The 16,834-nt window shown below is 66.2% G+C and carries 17 protein-coding genes and 1 pseudogene; 8 read left to right on the top strand and 10 right to left on the bottom strand.

The genetic code is table 11. The features are described 5' to 3' along the window. Positions 1 to 54 precede the first annotated feature (54 nt). Both MU856_RS12890 and MU856_RS12885 read right to left on the bottom strand, forming a co-directional pair. Complete coding sequence (locus MU856_RS12890) at positions 55 to 834, bottom strand: SDR family NAD(P)-dependent oxidoreductase (protein WP_062900726.1); 780 nt, start codon at positions 832 to 834, stop codon at positions 55 to 57. Then, a complete protein-coding gene (locus MU856_RS12885; protein ID WP_263587709.1) occupies positions 834 to 1,337 on the bottom strand; it encodes a thioredoxin family protein in 504 nt (167 codons plus the stop codon). Before MU856_RS12885 ends, MU856_RS12890 begins: the two co-directional genes overlap by 1 nt. A gap of 70 nt (positions 1,338 to 1,407) precedes the next feature. Between MU856_RS12885 and MU856_RS12880 the strand changes: the two genes are divergently transcribed. After that, a complete protein-coding gene (locus MU856_RS12880; RefSeq protein ID WP_263587708.1) occupies positions 1,408 to 2,925 on the top strand; it encodes an acyl-CoA carboxylase subunit beta in 1,518 nt (505 codons plus the stop codon). A 6-nt stretch (positions 2,926 to 2,931) separates the two neighbouring features. On the opposite strand, the gene MU856_RS12875 is transcribed toward MU856_RS12880, so the two are convergent. Then, the gene (locus MU856_RS12875) at positions 2,932 to 3,783 is read right to left on the bottom strand and encodes a LytTR family DNA-binding domain-containing protein (protein ID WP_062900723.1); all 852 of its coding nucleotides are present in this window, start codon (positions 3,781 to 3,783) and stop codon (positions 2,932 to 2,934) included. Positions 3,784 to 3,873: 90 nt separating this feature from the next. Between MU856_RS12875 and MU856_RS12870 the strand changes: the two genes are divergently transcribed. From MU856_RS12870 to MU856_RS12860, 3 genes are all read left to right on the top strand, one after another. Beyond that, a complete protein-coding gene (locus MU856_RS12870; RefSeq protein ID WP_263587707.1) occupies positions 3,874 to 5,010 on the top strand; it encodes an acyltransferase family protein in 1,137 nt (378 codons plus the stop codon). A gap of 51 nt (positions 5,011 to 5,061) precedes the next feature. Continuing rightward, complete coding sequence (locus tag MU856_RS12865; RefSeq protein ID WP_062900721.1) at positions 5,062 to 5,262, top strand: hypothetical protein; 201 nt, start codon at positions 5,062 to 5,064, stop codon at positions 5,260 to 5,262. 105 nt (positions 5,263 to 5,367) lie between these two features. Beyond that, complete coding sequence (locus MU856_RS12860) at positions 5,368 to 6,486, top strand: S41 family peptidase (RefSeq protein ID WP_263587706.1); 1,119 nt, start codon at positions 5,368 to 5,370, stop codon at positions 6,484 to 6,486. Here the strand turns inward: MU856_RS12860 and MU856_RS12855 are convergent. Then, a complete protein-coding gene (locus MU856_RS12855) occupies positions 6,475 to 6,969 on the bottom strand; it encodes a GNAT family N-acetyltransferase (protein WP_263587705.1) in 495 nt (164 codons plus the stop codon). The two genes, MU856_RS12860 and MU856_RS12855, sit on opposite strands and share 12 nt — an antisense overlap. Before the next feature lie 126 nt (positions 6,970 to 7,095). Here MU856_RS12855 and MU856_RS12850 point away from each other — a divergent pair, with 126 nt between their 5' ends. Further along, positions 7,096 to 7,560 carry a hypothetical protein gene (locus MU856_RS12850; RefSeq protein WP_263587704.1) on the top strand — a complete coding sequence of 155 codons (465 nt, stop codon included), beginning with the start codon at positions 7,096 to 7,098 and terminating at the stop codon, positions 7,558 to 7,560. 127 nt (positions 7,561 to 7,687) lie between these two features. Further along, on the top strand, positions 7,688 to 7,891 hold the full coding sequence (locus MU856_RS12845) for a hypothetical protein (RefSeq protein WP_186402564.1): 204 nt from the start codon (positions 7,688 to 7,690) through the stop codon (positions 7,889 to 7,891). Positions 7,892 to 8,116: 225 nt separating this feature from the next. Here MU856_RS12845 and MU856_RS12840 read toward each other — a convergent pair whose 3' ends face one another. Next, complete coding sequence (locus MU856_RS12840) at positions 8,117 to 8,845, bottom strand: enoyl-CoA hydratase/isomerase family protein (protein WP_263587703.1); 729 nt, start codon at positions 8,843 to 8,845, stop codon at positions 8,117 to 8,119. A 156-nt stretch (positions 8,846 to 9,001) separates the two neighbouring features. Next, positions 9,002 to 9,783, bottom strand: a pseudogene (locus MU856_RS12835) (IS5 family transposase). 107 nt (positions 9,784 to 9,890) lie between these two features. On the opposite strand from MU856_RS12835, the gene MU856_RS12830 reads away from it, so the two are divergent. Continuing rightward, on the top strand, positions 9,891 to 10,358 hold the full coding sequence (locus tag MU856_RS12830; RefSeq protein ID WP_082819801.1) for a hemerythrin domain-containing protein: 468 nt from the start codon (positions 9,891 to 9,893) through the stop codon (positions 10,356 to 10,358). A gap of 9 nt (positions 10,359 to 10,367) precedes the next feature. Here MU856_RS12830 and MU856_RS12825 read toward each other — a convergent pair whose 3' ends face one another. Continuing rightward, the gene (locus tag MU856_RS12825) at positions 10,368 to 12,008 is read right to left on the bottom strand and encodes a ShlB/FhaC/HecB family hemolysin secretion/activation protein (RefSeq protein WP_263587702.1); all 1,641 of its coding nucleotides are present in this window, start codon (positions 12,006 to 12,008) and stop codon (positions 10,368 to 10,370) included. Positions 12,009 to 12,016: 8 nt separating this feature from the next. Further along, the gene (locus MU856_RS12820; RefSeq protein WP_202988365.1) at positions 12,017 to 12,949 is read right to left on the bottom strand and encodes a hypothetical protein; all 933 of its coding nucleotides are present in this window, start codon (positions 12,947 to 12,949) and stop codon (positions 12,017 to 12,019) included. A 321-nt stretch (positions 12,950 to 13,270) separates the two neighbouring features. Between MU856_RS12820 and MU856_RS12815 the strand changes: the two genes are divergently transcribed. Then, positions 13,271 to 13,540, top strand: coding sequence for a DUF3297 family protein (locus tag MU856_RS12815; protein ID WP_003040709.1), 270 nt, complete (start codon positions 13,271 to 13,273; stop codon positions 13,538 to 13,540). 110 nt (positions 13,541 to 13,650) lie between these two features. Here MU856_RS12815 and MU856_RS12810 read toward each other — a convergent pair whose 3' ends face one another. Further along, a complete protein-coding gene (locus tag MU856_RS12810; protein WP_003040706.1) occupies positions 13,651 to 14,214 on the bottom strand; it encodes a CHAP domain-containing protein in 564 nt (187 codons plus the stop codon). Between the two features lie 221 nt (positions 14,215 to 14,435). After that, positions 14,436 to 16,790, bottom strand: coding sequence for a putative bifunctional diguanylate cyclase/phosphodiesterase (locus MU856_RS12805; RefSeq protein WP_263587701.1), 2,355 nt, complete (start codon positions 16,788 to 16,790; stop codon positions 14,436 to 14,438). Positions 16,791 to 16,834: the final 44 nt, after the last annotated feature.

The raw sequence follows: 16,834 nt of genomic DNA, 5'->3' as shown, positions 1-16,834 counted from the left end.
TTGCACTACTCTCGATTGCCACGTGGCTCCGCCGCTCGCAATGACGAGAAGGGCCTATCGGAAAGTCGCCTGCCCCGCGCCGTCGATGTTGAGTTTCTGACCCGAGCAATAGGGGTTGGCATCGCTGACGAACCAGAGCACCGCCGCAGCGACGTCGGAGGGATCGGACACGCGGCCGAAGGGGAATTTGGCGTCGAGATGGTGAATGTCCGGATTACCCGTGATCGCCTGCGCCAGTCGTTCGCCCATGTCGCTGATCGTCAGGCCCGGAGCGACAATATTGACGCGCACGCCGTTCCGCAGTTCTTCCTTGGCAAGCGCGAGGGCGAGCGCTTCGCCCGCGACCTTGGCCATGGTGTAGGGCGCGCTGTTGGCGCTGTGCTGGAGCGTGGCGACGCTGGAAATGACGATCACGTCGCTGCGCGCATGCTGGCGAAGCTGCGGCAGCGCGAGGCGGCTCAGCCGGTGCGCGCCGACCGCGTGGACGGCAAGGAGTTTTTCGACCTCGGCGGCGTCGGTGTCGGCGACCGTCCGGCCGCGGCTGGCGATGCCGGCATTGTTGATGAGGATCGACATCGGGCCGAAATCATCCTCGATCGCAGCGACCATCGCGGCACTCGCCGCCTCGTCGGTGACCGACGCCTGATAGGCCTTGGCCTTGCGGCCGAGCGCCTGGATCGCCGCGACGGTTTCGGCGGCGGCGTCCGCGTCGCGGGTGTAGTTGACCGCAACGTCGGCGCCCGCCCCGGCGAGCGCCAGCGCGATGCCGCGTCCGATCCCCCGCGATGCCCCGGTAACGAGCGCGGTGCGACCGCCAAGGTTCATATCCGCCATCAGTTTTCCTCTCCCATAAGTTCGTTATAGATGTCGTAGTCGCTGCGGCTCGCGGCGTTGCGCCATCTGGGCGCCGCCTTGCGGTTGAGCACGCGGCCGTCGCCGTCGAGGACCGCGACGGTCGGGGTGCCCTTGATCTTGAAGCGGAAGCGCGCCGGAACCTCGGGATGCCGGACGAGGCCGGCGTGCGGCATCCCGACATCGGCGAACACGACGATATAGCGGCTCCGCACCGGGGCGAACCGATCTGTCGCGAGCAGATTGGCGAGCCACGCGCTGTCGTGGCAGGTGCCCGTCCCCATGACGAGCAGCACGTGCTTGCCCGCTGCTCTGGCGGCAGCGAGCGCGGCGTCGATGGCGGCCATCGGATCGTCGTCGGGATCGAAAGCGTCGGTCTTGTAGGGTTCGGCAAAACCGGGCATCGCGCGCGGCGCCGCTGCGGCGGAAAGAGGGGATGTCAGAGCGAGCGCGGCGGCAAGCGCGAGGGCGAAGCAGCGGGTCATCGCGCGACGGTAGCAGCGCGCGCGAAGAATCGGAATGACGTTTCCGTCAACGTAAGCTAGCCTGATCGGTATGAGCTGGAAAAAGGAAGTCGACGAGCTTTCCGCGCGGCGCGCGATGGCCGAAAAGATGGGCGGCGAAGAGAAGGTCGCGCGCCAGCACAGCCGCGGCAAGATGGACGCGCGCGCGCGGCTCGCGGCGATCGTCGATCCGGGCAGCTTTCGCGAGATCGGCAAGATCGCGGGGCGGGGGGCTTATGGCCCCGACGGCACCCTTGAAGACCTCGCCGCGTCCAATTTCATCTTCGGGCGGGCCAATATCGACGGGCGGCCGGTGGTCGCGAGTGCCGACGATTTCACCGTGCGCGGCGGCGCGGCCGATGCGGCGCTGCACCGCAAGTTCATCCAGTGCGAGGCGATGGCGCACGAATATCGCCTGCCGCTGATCCGCATGATCGACGGCACCGGCGGCGGCGGGTCGGTGAAGACGCTGGAGGATATGGGCTATACCTATATCCCGCACGTACCCGGCTGGGACGAGATCATCGCCAATCTCGATACCGTGCCGGTCGTCGCGCTGGCGCTGGGGCCGACCGCAGGACTGGGTGCGGCGCGCGTCGTCGCGAGCCACTACAGCGTGATGGTACGCGGGCTGTCGCAATTATTCGCGGCGGGCCCCGCGGTTGCCGCAGCGATCGGCGACACGCTCGACCGCGAGGAGCTGGGCGGGGTCGACGTCCATACGCGCAACGGCGTCGTCGACGACGAGGTGGCGTCGGAGGCCGAGGCCTTTGCGCGGGCGCGCTGGTTCCTGTCCTACCTGCCGTCGTCGATCCATGAGCGCGCGGCGCGGACGCCGTGCAGCGACCCGGTCGTCCGACGCGACGAGGCGCTGCTGTCGGTCGTTCCGCGCGAGGCAAAGCAGGTCTATTCGATGCGGCGCATCGCGGGAGCGGTGTTCGACCAGGGCAGCTTCTTCGAAATGGGCGCGCGTTGGGGGCGGGCGGTGATCACCGCATTTGCGCGATTGGACGGTTATCCGGTCGCGGTGCTGGCGAGCGATCCCACCTATCTGGGCGGATCGTGGGACGCCAAGACGAGCGAGAAGGCCGAGCGCTTCGTGAAGCTCGCCGACCAGTTCCGGCTGCCGATCGTCCATCTGGTCGACAATCCGGGCTTCATGATCGGCGGCGAGGCCGAGCGGACGGGGACGATCCGCTATGGCGTGCAGGCGATGAACGCAATCTACCGCGCGAGCGTGCCGCTGGCGTCGGTTGTGGTGCGGCGGGCCTATGGCATCGCGGGCAGCGCGATGTCGAACGCCGAGCGCTTCCAGTACCGCTTTGCGTGGCCCTCGGGCGACTGGGGCAGCCTGCCGATCGAGGGCGGGGTCGAGGTCGCGTACAAGAGCGAGCTCGAGGCGGCGGAGGATCCAGCGGCGCATCTGGAAGCGATCCGCGAACGGCTCAACCGCGTCCGCTCGCCGTTCCGCACCGCTGAGAAATTCGGGGTCGAGGACATCATCGATCCCAGGGATACGCGGCCGCTGCTTTGCGAGTTCGCCGAGCTGGCGTGGCGGGTGCTCGATTAAGGCGTTTCAGCCCTCCAGCTTCTCCCGAAACCGCCGGCTGCCGCGGAGCATCTCGCCGCTTTCCATCTCGACCTCGAAATCGCCGCTCTTATGTGTGACGACGCGCCGGACCGCCTGTTTGCGGACGATGCGTCCGCGGTGGATGCGGACGAAACCCGCGTGGGCCAGTTCGGCTTCGATCGCGCTCAATGTCGCGCGGTGGAGCAGGCGCTGGCCACGCCATGCGATCTCGACATAATTGCCCGCTGCGGTGACATGCTCGATCTCGGCGACCGGCAAGTGGTGCGTTACCGATCCGTCGCCGACCGCGAGCGTCGTCGGCGCGACGATTGCGACCGGCGGCATTGCGTAACGGTCGATCAGCCACTGCATCAGGAACATGAGCAGGATCAGCTCGGCATAAGTCGCCAGATCCTTGCGCAATTCATAGAAGACCGGCGTCCCGTCGGGCGATTCGAAATGATAGGTGCCACCCGATAGCCGCCACGCGAGCATGCGAAAGCCGACCATCAGCGCGATATGCGCGAGCGACACAGGAAAGGCGAGCGCGGCATGGATCGCGACCGCCGTGCGCCAGCCGAAGCGCGGTGGGCGGACGGTGCGGACGCTGAACCAGCAGACGATCATCATCAACGCCCAGGCGAGCAGACTGGTGCTTTCGTAAGTCCATGCGGTCGCCGCGGTCACATCGACGCCCGCCGCGCGGCGGTCGGCAAGATAGGAATAGACGTTCGAGGTGATACGGATGAGTCCGTAGGCAAGCAGCGCCCCGAAGGCGAGCAAGGTCAGCGCGCGCGGGCCGAAACCGCTCGTCCCGGTCGCGCCGCCGCTCGTCCCTCGCCCGTCCTTCTCCGTCACATCGGCTCCGCAATTCGTCCCGCCGCCGTCGCCCGGCTGCCGCCATCCCGATTAGCGGCTGCGGCGGGGCCCGGCAAAGGAGATTTGGGTATGGTGACGACACGGCATTATGGGATGGACTGGTTGCGCATCGGCGCGTTCGCGTTGCTCATCCTCTATCATATCGGGATGTATTTCGTGCCTTGGGGGTGGCATGTCAAAACGCCGCATCCGATGGACTGGGTGCAAATCCCGATGATGGCGACGAACAGTTGGCGATTGCCGCTGCTGTTCCTCGTGTCGGGTTATGCCAGCGCCGCGCTGTTCGCCAAGCTCGGCGGCGCGGGGGCATTCCTGCGGTCGCGTAGCGCACGGCTGCTGATCCCGCTCGCCTTCGGGATCATCGTAGTCATTCCGGTGCAGCCGTGGATCGAGTTGGCGACCCAGCATGGTTATGCGCATGATTTCGGCTACTTCTGGGTCCACGACTATTTCCTCTTCGGAACGCTCGACGGGATCATGCTGCCGACGTGGCAGCATCTGTGGTTCGTCGTTTATCTGTTCGCTTACACGCTGCTCGCGGTCGCGGCTCTTGTGCTGGTGCCCGATCGGGCGCGGGCCAAGATCGCCGATGGTGCGGCGAGGTTGTTTGGCGGCTGGGGGTTGCTGATTGCGCCGCTCGCTATATGGCTCGCCATCCTGTTCACCTTTCCTGGCTATCGCGAGACGCACGCGCTGGTCGACGGCGGGCCGAACCATCTCCATTACCTGGTTCCCTTCTTTATCGGCTGGCTACTTCGCGAGCGGCCGGTGCTTTTCGAAAGCGTCGCGCGCCGCTGGCCGGCGGCGGCGCTGCTCGCGGTCGCCGCCTATGGCTATATCACCTGGGCGATGTGGAGCGCGCCGGACGAAGGCCCGGCCCCGGCGGGAATCGTGACGATCTTCATGGTCGTGCGACTGGTGCAGGGCTGGGCGACGATTGTCGCGCTGGTCGGGATTGCCGACCGCTTTGCGAACCGCGACCATCCAAGGCGCGCCATGCTCGCCGAGGCGGTGTTCCCCTTTTACATCATCCATCAGACGATCATCGTCGTCGTGGGCTGGTGGCTGTTGCAGGGGCAGGTCGCGGCGTTGCCGGCCTTCCTGATCCTCGTCGCGGCGACGGTCGCGGGATGCTGGGCCTTTTATCTCGGCGGACGGCGGATCGACTGGCTGCGGCCGCTGATCGGGCTTCAGCGCCGCGCGTGACAGCGGCGCGGCTTTGTGTCAGCTTCCCTGCAAGAAAAAGGGGAGGCTGACATGCAGATCGTTAGAGGATTGGCGGCGATCGTCGGGGTCGCGATGGTGCTGATGGGCTTGCTGTGGATATTGCAGGGACTCGACATCGTGCGCTGGCCCGCGAGCAGTTTCATGCTGGGCGACATCGTGTGGACGCGCAACGGCGCAGTCCTGGCGGTGCTGGGCGTCGTGCTGATCTGGGTGGGGCGCAAACGCGCCTGATCATCCATCGACTACAATTGTAGTTGATCTGTATTGCAGATATGATACAGCTTCGTAGGACGGCGCGGCGCCGGACGGGGACCGGTCGCGCCGAATATCCTTTCGATGGAGACCGATATGATGCTTGGCCGTTTTCCCCTGTCCCTGCTGTTGCTCGCGGCGAGCCCCGCGGCACTAATGCTGCCTATACCCGCCGCGATGGCGGCCGATGCCGGTGCGGCGGTGCCGTCCGACGTCGTCGCCGAACATTATGCCGCGCAGCTCCAAGCCAATTATGTCTATCCCGATATCGGCAAGCGTTACGCCGCTGCCCTGCGCGCCGGGATTGCGGCGGGGCGCTATGCCCCCCTGACCGGCGCGGCGCTCGCCGAGGCGCTGGGCGCGGCGGTGCAGGGCGTGTCGCCCGACGGGCATCTGCGCGTGAAGCCGCCCGAGGGCGCGGATGCGGCGCCCGGAACGCCCGCCGCGCCGCGCCCGCAAAAGCCCGCGATCGAACAGCCCGGCTGGATCGCGCCGGGCATCGCCTTCATCCGCTTCAACGTCTTTCCGGACGACGCGGCGGTCACGCAGGCGGCGGCGCAGTTCATGGCCGATCACGCCGACGCCAAGGCGATCATCTTCGACATAAGGTCGCACAATGGCGGCGGGATCGAGCAGATGGACGTCATCTTTCCCTGGCTGTTCGCCAAGCCGACGCGGCTCGTCGCGATGGCAACGCGCGCATCGGTCGACGCCGAAGGCGGCTCGCCGATTGACGGCATTTCCTCGATGCGGCCGGTCGTAGGCGACCCGGCCATGGTGACGCGCGAACATTGGGCGATGCCGAACGGCGACCCGCGGCTGACGCAGGCGAAAGTCTATGTGCTTACGTCCGGCGCGAGCGCGTCGGCGGCCGAACATTTCGCGCTGGCGATGAAGGCGAGCGGGCGCGGGGTGCTGATCGGCGCGCCGACCGGCGGCGCCAATCATTTCGGGCGCGGCGAAGAACTGGGCGGTGGTTTTACCGCCTTCATCCCGGTCGGGCGGACCTATGATCCGGCGACGGGCAAGGATTGGGAAGGCGCAGGGGTGCAGCCCGATATCGCGGTTCCGGCTGCGGCGGCGCTGGAGCGCGCGCTGACCGAATTGGGGATCGCGCCGGGCGAGGCGAAGCGCCTGTCCGACGCGCACATGCCGAGCTGGCCGATGGAGCGGCGCCGCCGTCCCGGTACGTCAGGCGGCTGAGGGCGCAGCGCGGGCGAGGGCGGGAAGCGCGTCGCCGTCGACGCGCATTACCGTCCATTCGTCCATCATCCGCGCACCAAGGCTATGGTAGAAGCCGATGGCGGGGGCGTTCCAGTCGAGCACCGACCATTCGAGACGCGCGCAGTCGCGTTCCACGCAAAGCTGCGCCAGATGCGCGAGCAGCGCCTTGCCGAGTCCGGCGCCGCGCGCTTCGGGACGGACGAACAAATCTTCAAGATAGATGCCCGGCTTGCCCTCGAAGGTCGAAAAATTGTGGAAGAAGAGCGCGAAACCTTGCGCCACGCCATCGACCTCGCCGATCACTACTTCGGCATAAGGGCGTTCGGCGAACAGCTTGGCACCGAGCGTTGCGTCATCGAAGCGGACTTCGTGGGCTAGCTTTTCATAGTCGGCGAGCGCGCGAATCAAGTCGGCGATCAACGGCAGGTCGGCGCGGGTGGCGGAGCGTATGGCAAGGGTCATGCCGGCGCTTTGTCGGGCAGTAGAGCGGTTGTCAATTTTCGGGGGCGGGGATGTCTGGAAACGACCGATTGCGGACGTTCACTCAGCGCCCCATAAGGCCGACCGGCAGAATTGGGGAAAAGAGTAATGCAGCGGAAGCTTACCGCCCAGCTCGCTATTCAAAGCGGATTAGAGGTAGTCTCGTTTGAGCACTTTGACTGTCTCGTCTTCGAGCGCGGCCAAACGTTGAAGATGTTTTCTCCCCGGTTGAGCAGAATGCTTGGAGGAAGCACGCAGAAACGCAGAGTCGAGGGTGACCTGATAGTGGTTTTCGAGGAAGATCTCGAGCGTCTGCGTCCACCATCAAAGCGGTTCAAATTCGGCGGCCTTGTGACCTTCATGCCAACGGCGAACTTTCCATCGACTATCACTGGATCGGAGATCATCGAGGGCGAGGTCGACCGGAACTTTTTTCGGAAGATACGCGACCTCCTGAATGCACTTCCCGATAGCAAGTCAGAATGGATGTCTAAATTCGGAGAAGATTTTTTCTCCCGCGCCCCGACCGACCGCTGCATTGACACTGTTAAATATCTGAGATCCCGTGAATGATTTTGGATGTCCGCTCCCCTCCCCATTTCAGCCGTTCGTCGCCGAAATGGACAGCACGACCGGAAGCAACCGATTGCGGAACTTACACCCCAATGCGAAGAGGGGCCGCATGGACCTAATTCACGAAATGATCAGTCCGAACGGTGAGAGGAAGGTGCGCGTCTACAAACGGACAGATGGCTTTTTCGAGTATGAAGAGGTTTTTGAAGCGTTCGATCAGATCGCCGGGACCTACTGGTCGTCCGGATATCAATCCGGGATGTTCGGCACAGAAGGCGCCGCGATGGCGGAGATTACTGCAACGACGCCTTGGCTTCGGAGCGGCGCCTGACGACCGATTGCAGACATGTTTGGCCCCGGTAATGTCGATATGGAAATCTTGATCGTAGATCTTGCGCAAACGGCCATTGAGCATGTGGACGACCGCCATGGCCGCGCGGCAGCTTGGATCGTCGCAATTTTACGCATTTCGGTCCTGATTAGCGTACCCGTTTCAATCGTGCTGTATCTCATAAACTAACGTCCGCTCCCACCCCAAACTGCCACCCCGCGACCGTCAGAACTGCCGCGCCACCCTTTCGGCGACGTCCGGCGCAACGCCGGCGCTGTTGAACACTTCGTGCGCGAGGCCGGCGGCGAGGGGAAGGTCGGCTTGTTCGCGGTACAGCCGCTTGTAGGCGAGGAGGCTGTGGCGCGACTGGGCGGCGATGGCTTCGGCGAGGGTGCGGGCGACAAGGTCGAGCCGCTCGTCGGCGACGCAATGATTGGCGAGGCCGATGCGGGCCGCCTCGTACCCGTCGACCGGCAGCCCGGTGAAGCTCATCTCCCGCGCCTTCCATTCGCCCACGCGGCGCGGCAGGCGCTGGCTCATCCCCCAGATGGGGACGAGCCCGAACTTGCCGTGCGTATCGGCGAAATGCGCGCTTTCCGCCGCGATGATGATGTCGCCGGCCAGCGCCAGTTCGAGCCCGCCGGTAAAGCAGCCGCCCTGCACCGCGACGATCACCGGTTGCGGCAGCTCGGCGAGGCGGGTGACGATCGACGCCTGATAATGCAGCCGCGGCGCTTCGACCCCGCGTTCCTTGAGGTCGTTGCCGGCGCAGAAAACCGGCCCGTTCGCGCGCAAAATGACCGCTCCGATCGCATCGCCCGCGGCCGCGAGGTTCGAAATATGCGCGTCGAGTTCAGCCCATAGCGCGAGGTTCAGCGCATTGCGCTTGTCGGCTCGATTGAGCGTCAGCGTCGCGATCCCGCCTTCGTCGGCGCGCAATACCAGATCCGTCATCACCCGATCTCCATCCCGTTTCGCGCCAGCATGGGCGGTCGCTGTGGGCAAGTCCAGTCGGTGCCGACGACGACGCCGACGGCGCCGCTCGCGGCGGCGGACCCGGTGGGCGCATGGCGGCGCGTGCTTAACGCTCTTTTCAGCATGCGGCGCTATTTAGGTCGTGTTGACAAAAGACTTCAGCCATAGGCGCGAGGCGGCGAGGTTGAGGAAGCTCTCGAACGAGAGAAGTGTCTTGTCGTATCGGGTGGCGATCCGTCGTTGCTGTTTGAGCTTGCCGAACATTCGCTCGACGCGGTTGCGGTCCCGGTAGCGTCGATAGTCGGGATGCTCTGGCACCTTGCGGTTCGAGCGGGGCGGGATGATCGGCAGGATGCCCCGGACGAGCAGGCTGTCGCGGAAGCGATTACCATCATAGCCCTTGTCCGCGAGCAGCGCCTTGGGTGTGGCGACGGGGATCGCCATCAGCGGTTCGGCGGCCGTGTAATCAGAGGCCTCGCCGCCGGTCAGGATGAAGCCGACAGGCAGTCCTTGATTGTCGCAGCGGGCGTGGATCTTGCTCGTAAAGCCGCCGCGTGATCGACCAAGAGCGTTCGCACAAGCCCCCCTTTTCCGCCCGCTGCCGAGACGTGGCCGCGAACGCTGGTGCTGTCGATCATGTGTTGCCAGTCGTCGGTTAGACCCAATTCGACCAGCGTTTGCAGCAAGGCATCCCAGACACCCTGTTCGGCCCAGCGGCGGAAGCGCACATAGACCGAGTTCCATTTGCCGTACCGCTCGTGCATGTCGCGCCAGGGGCAGCCGACCCGCAGCACGTGAAGCATTCCATTGAGGAAGAGCCGGTTATCGCCCGCGGGCCGCGCCCAACGGCCGCGCTCAGGCGGCAGCAGTGGCCCGATCAGTTCCCACTCCGCATCCGACAAATCCCCGCGACCCATGACTGCTCCTCAAAAAGCAGTCTTGAATCAGAAGGAGGCGGGCTTGGGAATCCCTTTTGTCAACACGGCCTAGACAAGCGAGGGACCGCTCGACTGGAGGGTGGTTCATGCCTTTGACGCAGGAAATGCGCCGATTGCGCGCCGAACATGCGGCGCTCGTCACCCTGTCGGGTTTCATGATCGAATTTGTTGCAGCGCGGCGCCCGCCGCGGCCGACCGAGCTGGCCGCGGTGCGCGGCATGTTTCGCGACACGCTGGTGCGCCATCTGAAGTGCGAGGATTGGGCGCTATATCCGCGGTTGCAGGCGAAGAGCGAGCCGGTGCTTGCCGAACTTGCCGCGCGCTTCGTCGACGAGATGGGCCATATCGCCGAGGCGTTCGAGGCCTATGACAGCTATTGGACCCAATTGCGCGTTGAGGCCGACTGGCCTGGCTTCTGCGGCGAAACGCGCGCGATCCTCACCGCGCTGGGCGACCGGATCGCGCGCGAGGAAAGCGAGCTTTACCCGGTGGCCGAAACGCTGTTCAAGGCCGAGGCGCCGCCACCCCGCGAGCGTGGGCGCCGCACGGCCTGAGAGCGCCGGTCAGGGGCGGATCGACACTTTCCAGGCGAGCGCGACGCGCCAACCCTGATCGAAGCCGGGGGTGGGCTGGTTCCACGCATCGGCGAACTCGACCCCGATCGTCGCATTGTCGCGGTAGGACAGGCGCACCCCGCCGCCCCAGCTTCCCAGATCGAACCGGCTGCGCGATGTCGTGGGGCGCGCGAGCAGCGTCACATCGGCATAGTCGGCGAAGGCATAGACCTCGCTCTTCGCCAGCGCGCCCTTCGCCAGCGGGCGCAGCGCCAGTTCTCCGAAGCCTGCATAGCCGCGGTCGCCGCTAACCAGCCCGTCGTCGAAGGCGCGCCCGAAGCTGGCGCCGCCGACGCTGAAGCGCTGTGCCGCCGGCAGGCGGTCCCGCGTCCAGCGTCCGGTGGCGGCCGCGCGCAGCACGACGCGCTTGCCGACCGCCTGATTCGCCTCGACCGCTGCGTCGGCATGGAGGAACCCCGCTTCCCCCACCGCCGGATCGACGTGCGCGCCCGCAATGTCGAGGCCGCGCGAGACGCCGAGGTGGGCGCCGACGACGCTGCGGTCCTCGGTCAGGCGAAAGGCCAGCGCGCCGCTCGCGGTCCAGCTTTTCTCCGCCGCGAGAGTGGTGCCGAACAGGGCGTTGCGCGAATCGAGATAGTCGAGCCGCCCCGACAGGGTGAGCGTGCGCCGCGTGCTGCGGATCAGCGGGTGGGTGACCGCCAGCCCGCCGCTCCACGCCTTGCCGTCGATGGCGAGCGCACGCGGCCGGGTGCGCAGCGCCGCGACCGACAGCTCGGCGCGCGTGCCCGCGGCGCCCAGCGGCGTCGAATGGCGCGCGGTGATATAGAGCAGCGATTTGAAATCGACCGCCGCCGCGCCGCCGAGCTGGCTCTCGTCGCCGCTGCGCAGGAGGCTGTAGCCGCGCGCGGTCGCCTCGACGATGCCGTCGCGGACATAGGGGCTCGACCGCGTCGTGAAGCCGACGCCGAGCGTCGGGCGGCTGGCGTCGACCGCCAGATCGAGCGCCACCGCGCCGGGGCTGTCGCCGAGCGCCAGCGTCGGGGTGACCTTGGTGCCCGGAATGTCGGCGATAGTGCCGAGCGCGCGTTCGAACCGGGCGCGCGGCAATGGGGCTTGCCCTGGCAGTGGTGCGGCCATGCGCGCGATTAGCGGGGCGGGGCCGCCCTTCGCATCGCCGCTGATCGTCACGCGGCTTATATGCCCCTCGGCCGAGGCGACGGTGACGACGCCGTCCGCAAAATCCTGTTCGGGGATGACGAGCGTGAACAGCGCGACGCTCGACCGGTTGTAGGCGCGCGTCATCGCGGCGGCGAGGCGCTTCAGATTTTCGGTCGAGGCGGGGCGGCCGATATAGCGCTCGGCTGCCTTGGCGACATTGGCGGGAACGCCTGCCCCGATGAAGCGGACTTTGCGGATCGCGATGTCGGGGCGCCCCTGCGGCGCCGTGCGTGCCGGCGACGGCGCTGCGATCTGGGGATCGGGAAGCGGGAAAGGCCGGTCGCTGGTCGGGGACAGCGGCGGGCGCCCCGGTTCGAGCGGGGTGGTCGACGATTGGGCGGCGGACGCCGCGGCGGGCAGGAGCATCGCTGCTGCCAACGCCGCGGCGCCGCACCGGTTCGGGCTGCGCATGATCGCGATCAATCCCCGCGCGGCGGCTTCAACCCGCCGAGGAGGCCGCCGACACCCTGGGTGACGCCCGAGACCAGACCGCCTTTTTCGGTGCCTGAACCCCCGGCCTGACCGCCTGCCTGACCGACTACGCCGCCGACGGTGGTGCCGACCGTGCTGGTCAGCGTGCCGACCAGATTGCCCGCCCCGCTGCCCGGTGTGCCGGTCCCCGGCACCGCGCCGCCAAGACCTCCGAGCAGATTGCCGCTGCCGCCGGGTTGCAGCGTCACGAGGTTGCCGTTCGACCCGACCCCGACGGTCAGCAGCGATCCGTTGGTCTGGCCGGGCGACAGGATGCTCGCCCCGATCAGCGGCGAGGCGTCGGGCGACCCGATCGCGGTGGCTTTGCCGATCGTCGCGGTGACAAGTTCGCCGGGCGCGGCGGCAAGGCCGTCGAGCAGATATTGCTGGCCGTTGCCCGTCTGGACGAGCGCGACGCCGGTGCTCTTGACCACGCCGACGACCGTGCCGACGAGGTTGGTGCCGCCGGGCAATTTGCTGTCGACCGCATTGGCGAGGAGCAACGTCTTGTCGGCGACGACATTGACGAGGCCGCCCGATTTGACGAGCACGCCGCCGATCACCGGATTGACGTTCGCAGGGTCGCCGGTGTTGGCAAGCAGGCCGGTGCCCGCGATACCGCCCGGCCCGACCAGACCGCCGACAGCCAGCGCGCCCGCATCCCCAAGGCCGAGCGCGCCGCCGGCGGGGCCGGCGGGGCCAGCGGGGCCTTGCGGTCCGGCGGGCCCTTCGGGGCCTTGCGGGCCGGCAGCGCCGGTCGGTCCGGCCGGGCCGACCGCGCCGACGCGGTAGCTTCCCGACGATTCGCAGGCGCCGAGCGCCAGACAGACGGGCAGGGCGATGAGCAAGGAAATGCGACGATCAAGACGCGTCGAAACCATGGACGTTCTCCTTCACGCGTGGATATCGTCCCTGTCCAGAAGACGCCGCCTCCCCGAAAAAAGTTTCGTCTTTTCCGATGGTTAATTCGGATTTCGGCGCGCATGTTGCCGCTTGGGCCAAGCAAATGCGCGCCATTCGGCCGGTTTCGGAAATATCGGGCATTAACCCTCTATTTCGCGACGGGACGTTGCGCGCGCGGCGCGGGGTAGCGCTCTGTTCCGCTATGGCACGCAAGGCGCGGCGGCATGGCAGGGCGCCGCGGCGCTTGATTTGCGAGGCTGGCTCGCCTAGCGGCAGCGGCCAGAAAACGGAGATTTCAGATGACCGATACGCCCCCCGACCGCCTGTCGACCAACCCCCGCTCGCCCCATTTCGACATGGAGGTGCTGCAACGCGGCATCGGCATCCGGTTCAAGGGCCAGGAACGTACCGACGTCGAGGAATATTCGATCTCGGAAGGCTGGATCCGCGTCGCGGCGGGCAAGTCGAAGGATCGTTTCGGCCAGCCGATGACGATCAAGCTGTCGGGCCCGGTCGAAGCCTGGTTCGAAGATGCCGGGGCCGAGAGCGACGACGCGTCGGACGACTGAACGGCCTTTCGCCATTGCAAGCGCAGCGAAGCAATCTCCGGCTGTCGATCTGGAGATTGCTTCGCTGCGCTTGCAATGACGATTAGCGGTTAGACTTTGCTCAGTTCAACTCAGCGCAGCGAAGCGGCGACGACGTCGAGGCCGTTGCCCGGCTTCCAATTGTTGCTCGCCCACACCGGTGCGTCGAAGGTCGAGCTGTCGGGCGCGCTGTCGCTGTCGGGATAGATGAAGCCCTGCACCGGGTTGGCGCGCAGGCCGAGATCGCCGATCGGCGCATACCAGACGCGCACCGCGCTCCAGTCGCCAGCGTCGCTGACGTCGACGACGCGGACGTTGCGCTCGATCTGGCCGCGGCGGCCGTTGATCGGCGACCAATTGGCATGGTCGATCAGGATTTCGCGGTCGCTGATGACCTTTTTCACGACGGCGACATGGCCCAGCGGCATGCCGCGGGTCGCGGCGAATGCCATGACGGCACCCTTCCGGGGTTCGTGGCCACGCTTATATTCACCGGCCGCCTGCGACCACCAGGTCTTGGCATTGCCGCGGATTTCGACACCCGATTCCGAACGGGCGAAGGGGACGCACTGGAGATAGCTCTGCGCGGCGGCAGGAAGGCTGACGAGCAGCGAAGCACACAACGCAAATGCACCCAGAAAGCGGCGATGAAGCATGAAAGGCGACCCCCCATTGGCTTGTCTTCAAGCGTTGCAGCGTCTCTGCCACAGGCTTTCGCAACCACCACCCGTCTAGCGGTGAGTTGCGCCGTTGGTGCGGTGGGTGGGGGAACCTTTTGTTAAGCCGTGCAATTCGTCGCTCAGGCTCTTCGCTTCGTCGCCGAACGGGCATTTCGGCGCCGCGGCGGACCGATGCGGAAGCGGTGAACCGAGGGCGCTCAGGCCGCCGCGGTCGCGATCGATTCGGGCGGCCGGAACAGCGTCAGCACGTCAGTTGCCGGCATCGGACGGCCATAATAATAGCCTTGGATATTGCTGCACCCGAGCGTGCGTAGCGTGTCGACCTCGACTTCGGTTTCGGCGCCTTCTGCGGTCGTAGACATGCCGAGGCTGTCGGCGAGCGCGACGACGGCGCGGATGATCGCGATCGATTCGATGCTGCCCTTTGCGGCGCCGACGACGAAGCTGCGGTCGACCTTGATGGTCGAGAATTGCGTCTTGCGCAGATAGCCGAGCGATGAATAGCCGGTGCCGAAATCGTCGAGCGACAGCCGGACGCCGAGGCCGATGAGTTGGTCGAGCAGCTGCGCTGCGCCGCCGCCGTCGCGCAAAAAGACGCTTTCGGTCACTTCGATCTCGAGCCGCTGTGGAGGCAGGCCGCTCTGCGCGAGCGCGGAGACGACAACCGAGGCGAAATTGGGATCGGTGAGCTGTTCGGCCGACACGTTGATCGCGATCTTCAGATTCAACGGCCAGCGCATCGCTTCGGCGCAGGCGGTGCGCAGCACCCATTCGCCGATCGGGCCGATCAGGCGGCTGTCCTCGGCCAGCGGAATGAAGCGGCCGGGCGATACGCTGCCGAGTTTCTGGTTGGTCCAGCGGATCAGGGCCTCAAAGCCGTTGAGCGTGCCGTCCTCGGCGGTGACGACGGGCTGGTAGTAGAGTTCGAACTCCTTGCGATCGAGCGCGCCGCGCAATTCCTGCTCCATCACGCGCCGTTCCTCGGCCTGGGCGTGAAGCGAGGCGACATAGGCGGCGACGACATTGCCGCCCTTGTCCTTCGACTTGTAGAGTGCAAGGTCGGCGTTGCGGGTCAGCGTTTCGACCGTATTGCCGTCCTGCGGCCCGATCGCATAGCCGACGCTGGCGCCGACGAAGAGCTGGTGATTGTCGACCACATAGGGCCGGCTGATCGTCGCGATGATCCGCCGCGCCAGATCCTCGATCTCCTTGGACGAGACGATATTGTGAAGCACGACCGCGAATTCGTCGCCGCCCAGGCGGCCGCAGGTCATGCCCTGTTCCATCATGCTCTTGAGCCGCGCGGCGACCTGCGCGAGCAATTTGTCGCCGACCGGATGGCCGAGCGTATCGTTCACCGCCTTGAAGCGATCGAGGTCGATCATCATCATTGCACAGCGTGATTTCGCCTCGAGCGCGTGGGTCAGTGCGCGCGCCAGGTCTTCGTGCAGGCTCAGCCGGTTGGGCAGGCCTGTCAGATTGTCGAAGCGCGCCATCTTGGCAATCTGTTCGGCGGTGGCATGTTGTTCGGTGACGTCTGATCCGACGCCGCGGAAGCCGAGGAACTTGCCGCTCTCGTCGAGGCGCGGCGATGCCGACAATTCCCACCAGCGGCGCTTGCCGGCGATCGTCACGGGGACGATCAGGTTTGAAAAGCTTTCGCGTCGCTTCATCCGTTCGGCCATGTCGTGCAGCGCCTTGGGAAAGGTCGCGCTTTCCCATGCGTCGCCCGACAGCGCCCGAAGCAGCGGAATGCCTTCGAGTGCCTCGGCGCTGCCGCCGAGCGCATAGGCAAGGCGCGGCGATACATGGACCAGCCGGCGCGAATTGTCGGTCTGCCACAGCCAGTCGGCCGAGGTGTCCTCGAACTCGCGCAGCAGCAGGCTGACCGTCTCGGACTTTTCGTGCAGCACCGTTTCGGCCCGGCGGATACGGATGTGCGTCTGCGCAAAGCGAAGGCAGAAGGTGGCGAGGAGCAGCCCCGCAACCATCGTCACGCCGGTCAGCTGCGGCGCGCCTGCCGCCGCGGTCGCGAGCGAGGCCGAAAGCGTGACGGGCGCGATATAGAGAATGCAGGTCAGCGGCATGCTGTGCGCGACCATCGTCAGCGCGAGCATCAGCAGCAGCGCGATCGTCCACAGCGAAAGGACGTGGTCGAGCGTGGGCGTCAGACCCTGCAACCAGAAGGCGCCGCCCCAGAGCAGCGCCGAATACAGCGCATGGCGATGACAAAGGCGAAACTCTGCCGCGGTCGCGAATTTGGGATCGTCGAGCGGCAACCTGTCGAAGGTGCGGAACGACCATATCGAAAAGGCGAGCGTGACGAGAAGCCACCCGACGACGACCGGCCACGCCGTTTCCATCATCATGGTGAACCCCGCGACCAGCGCCATACCCCCGTTGAGAAGGAGGCGCAGTGCGCCCCGGCCGCGCAGCGGCGCGATCTGGAGCTGGCGCAGGTCGCCGACCGCTTCGTCCTGCCGGGTCAGGCCCAACAGGGTGCGCAGCGGAAGATCATCGTCCGAAATCTGGTCGCTAAACAGGCTTTTCACGCCGCTTGCATAGCGAAAGCGGGTTACCCGAAAGTAACCGCGCG

Origin of the sequence: Sphingopyxis sp. GC21 (assembly GCF_025727575.1) — a bacterium.
GTDB lineage: Bacteria > Pseudomonadota > Alphaproteobacteria > Sphingomonadales > Sphingomonadaceae > Sphingopyxis > Sphingopyxis terrae_A.
The sequence above is the reverse complement of the archived record's forward strand: the minus strand, read 5'-3'. Positions and strand labels throughout refer to the sequence as shown.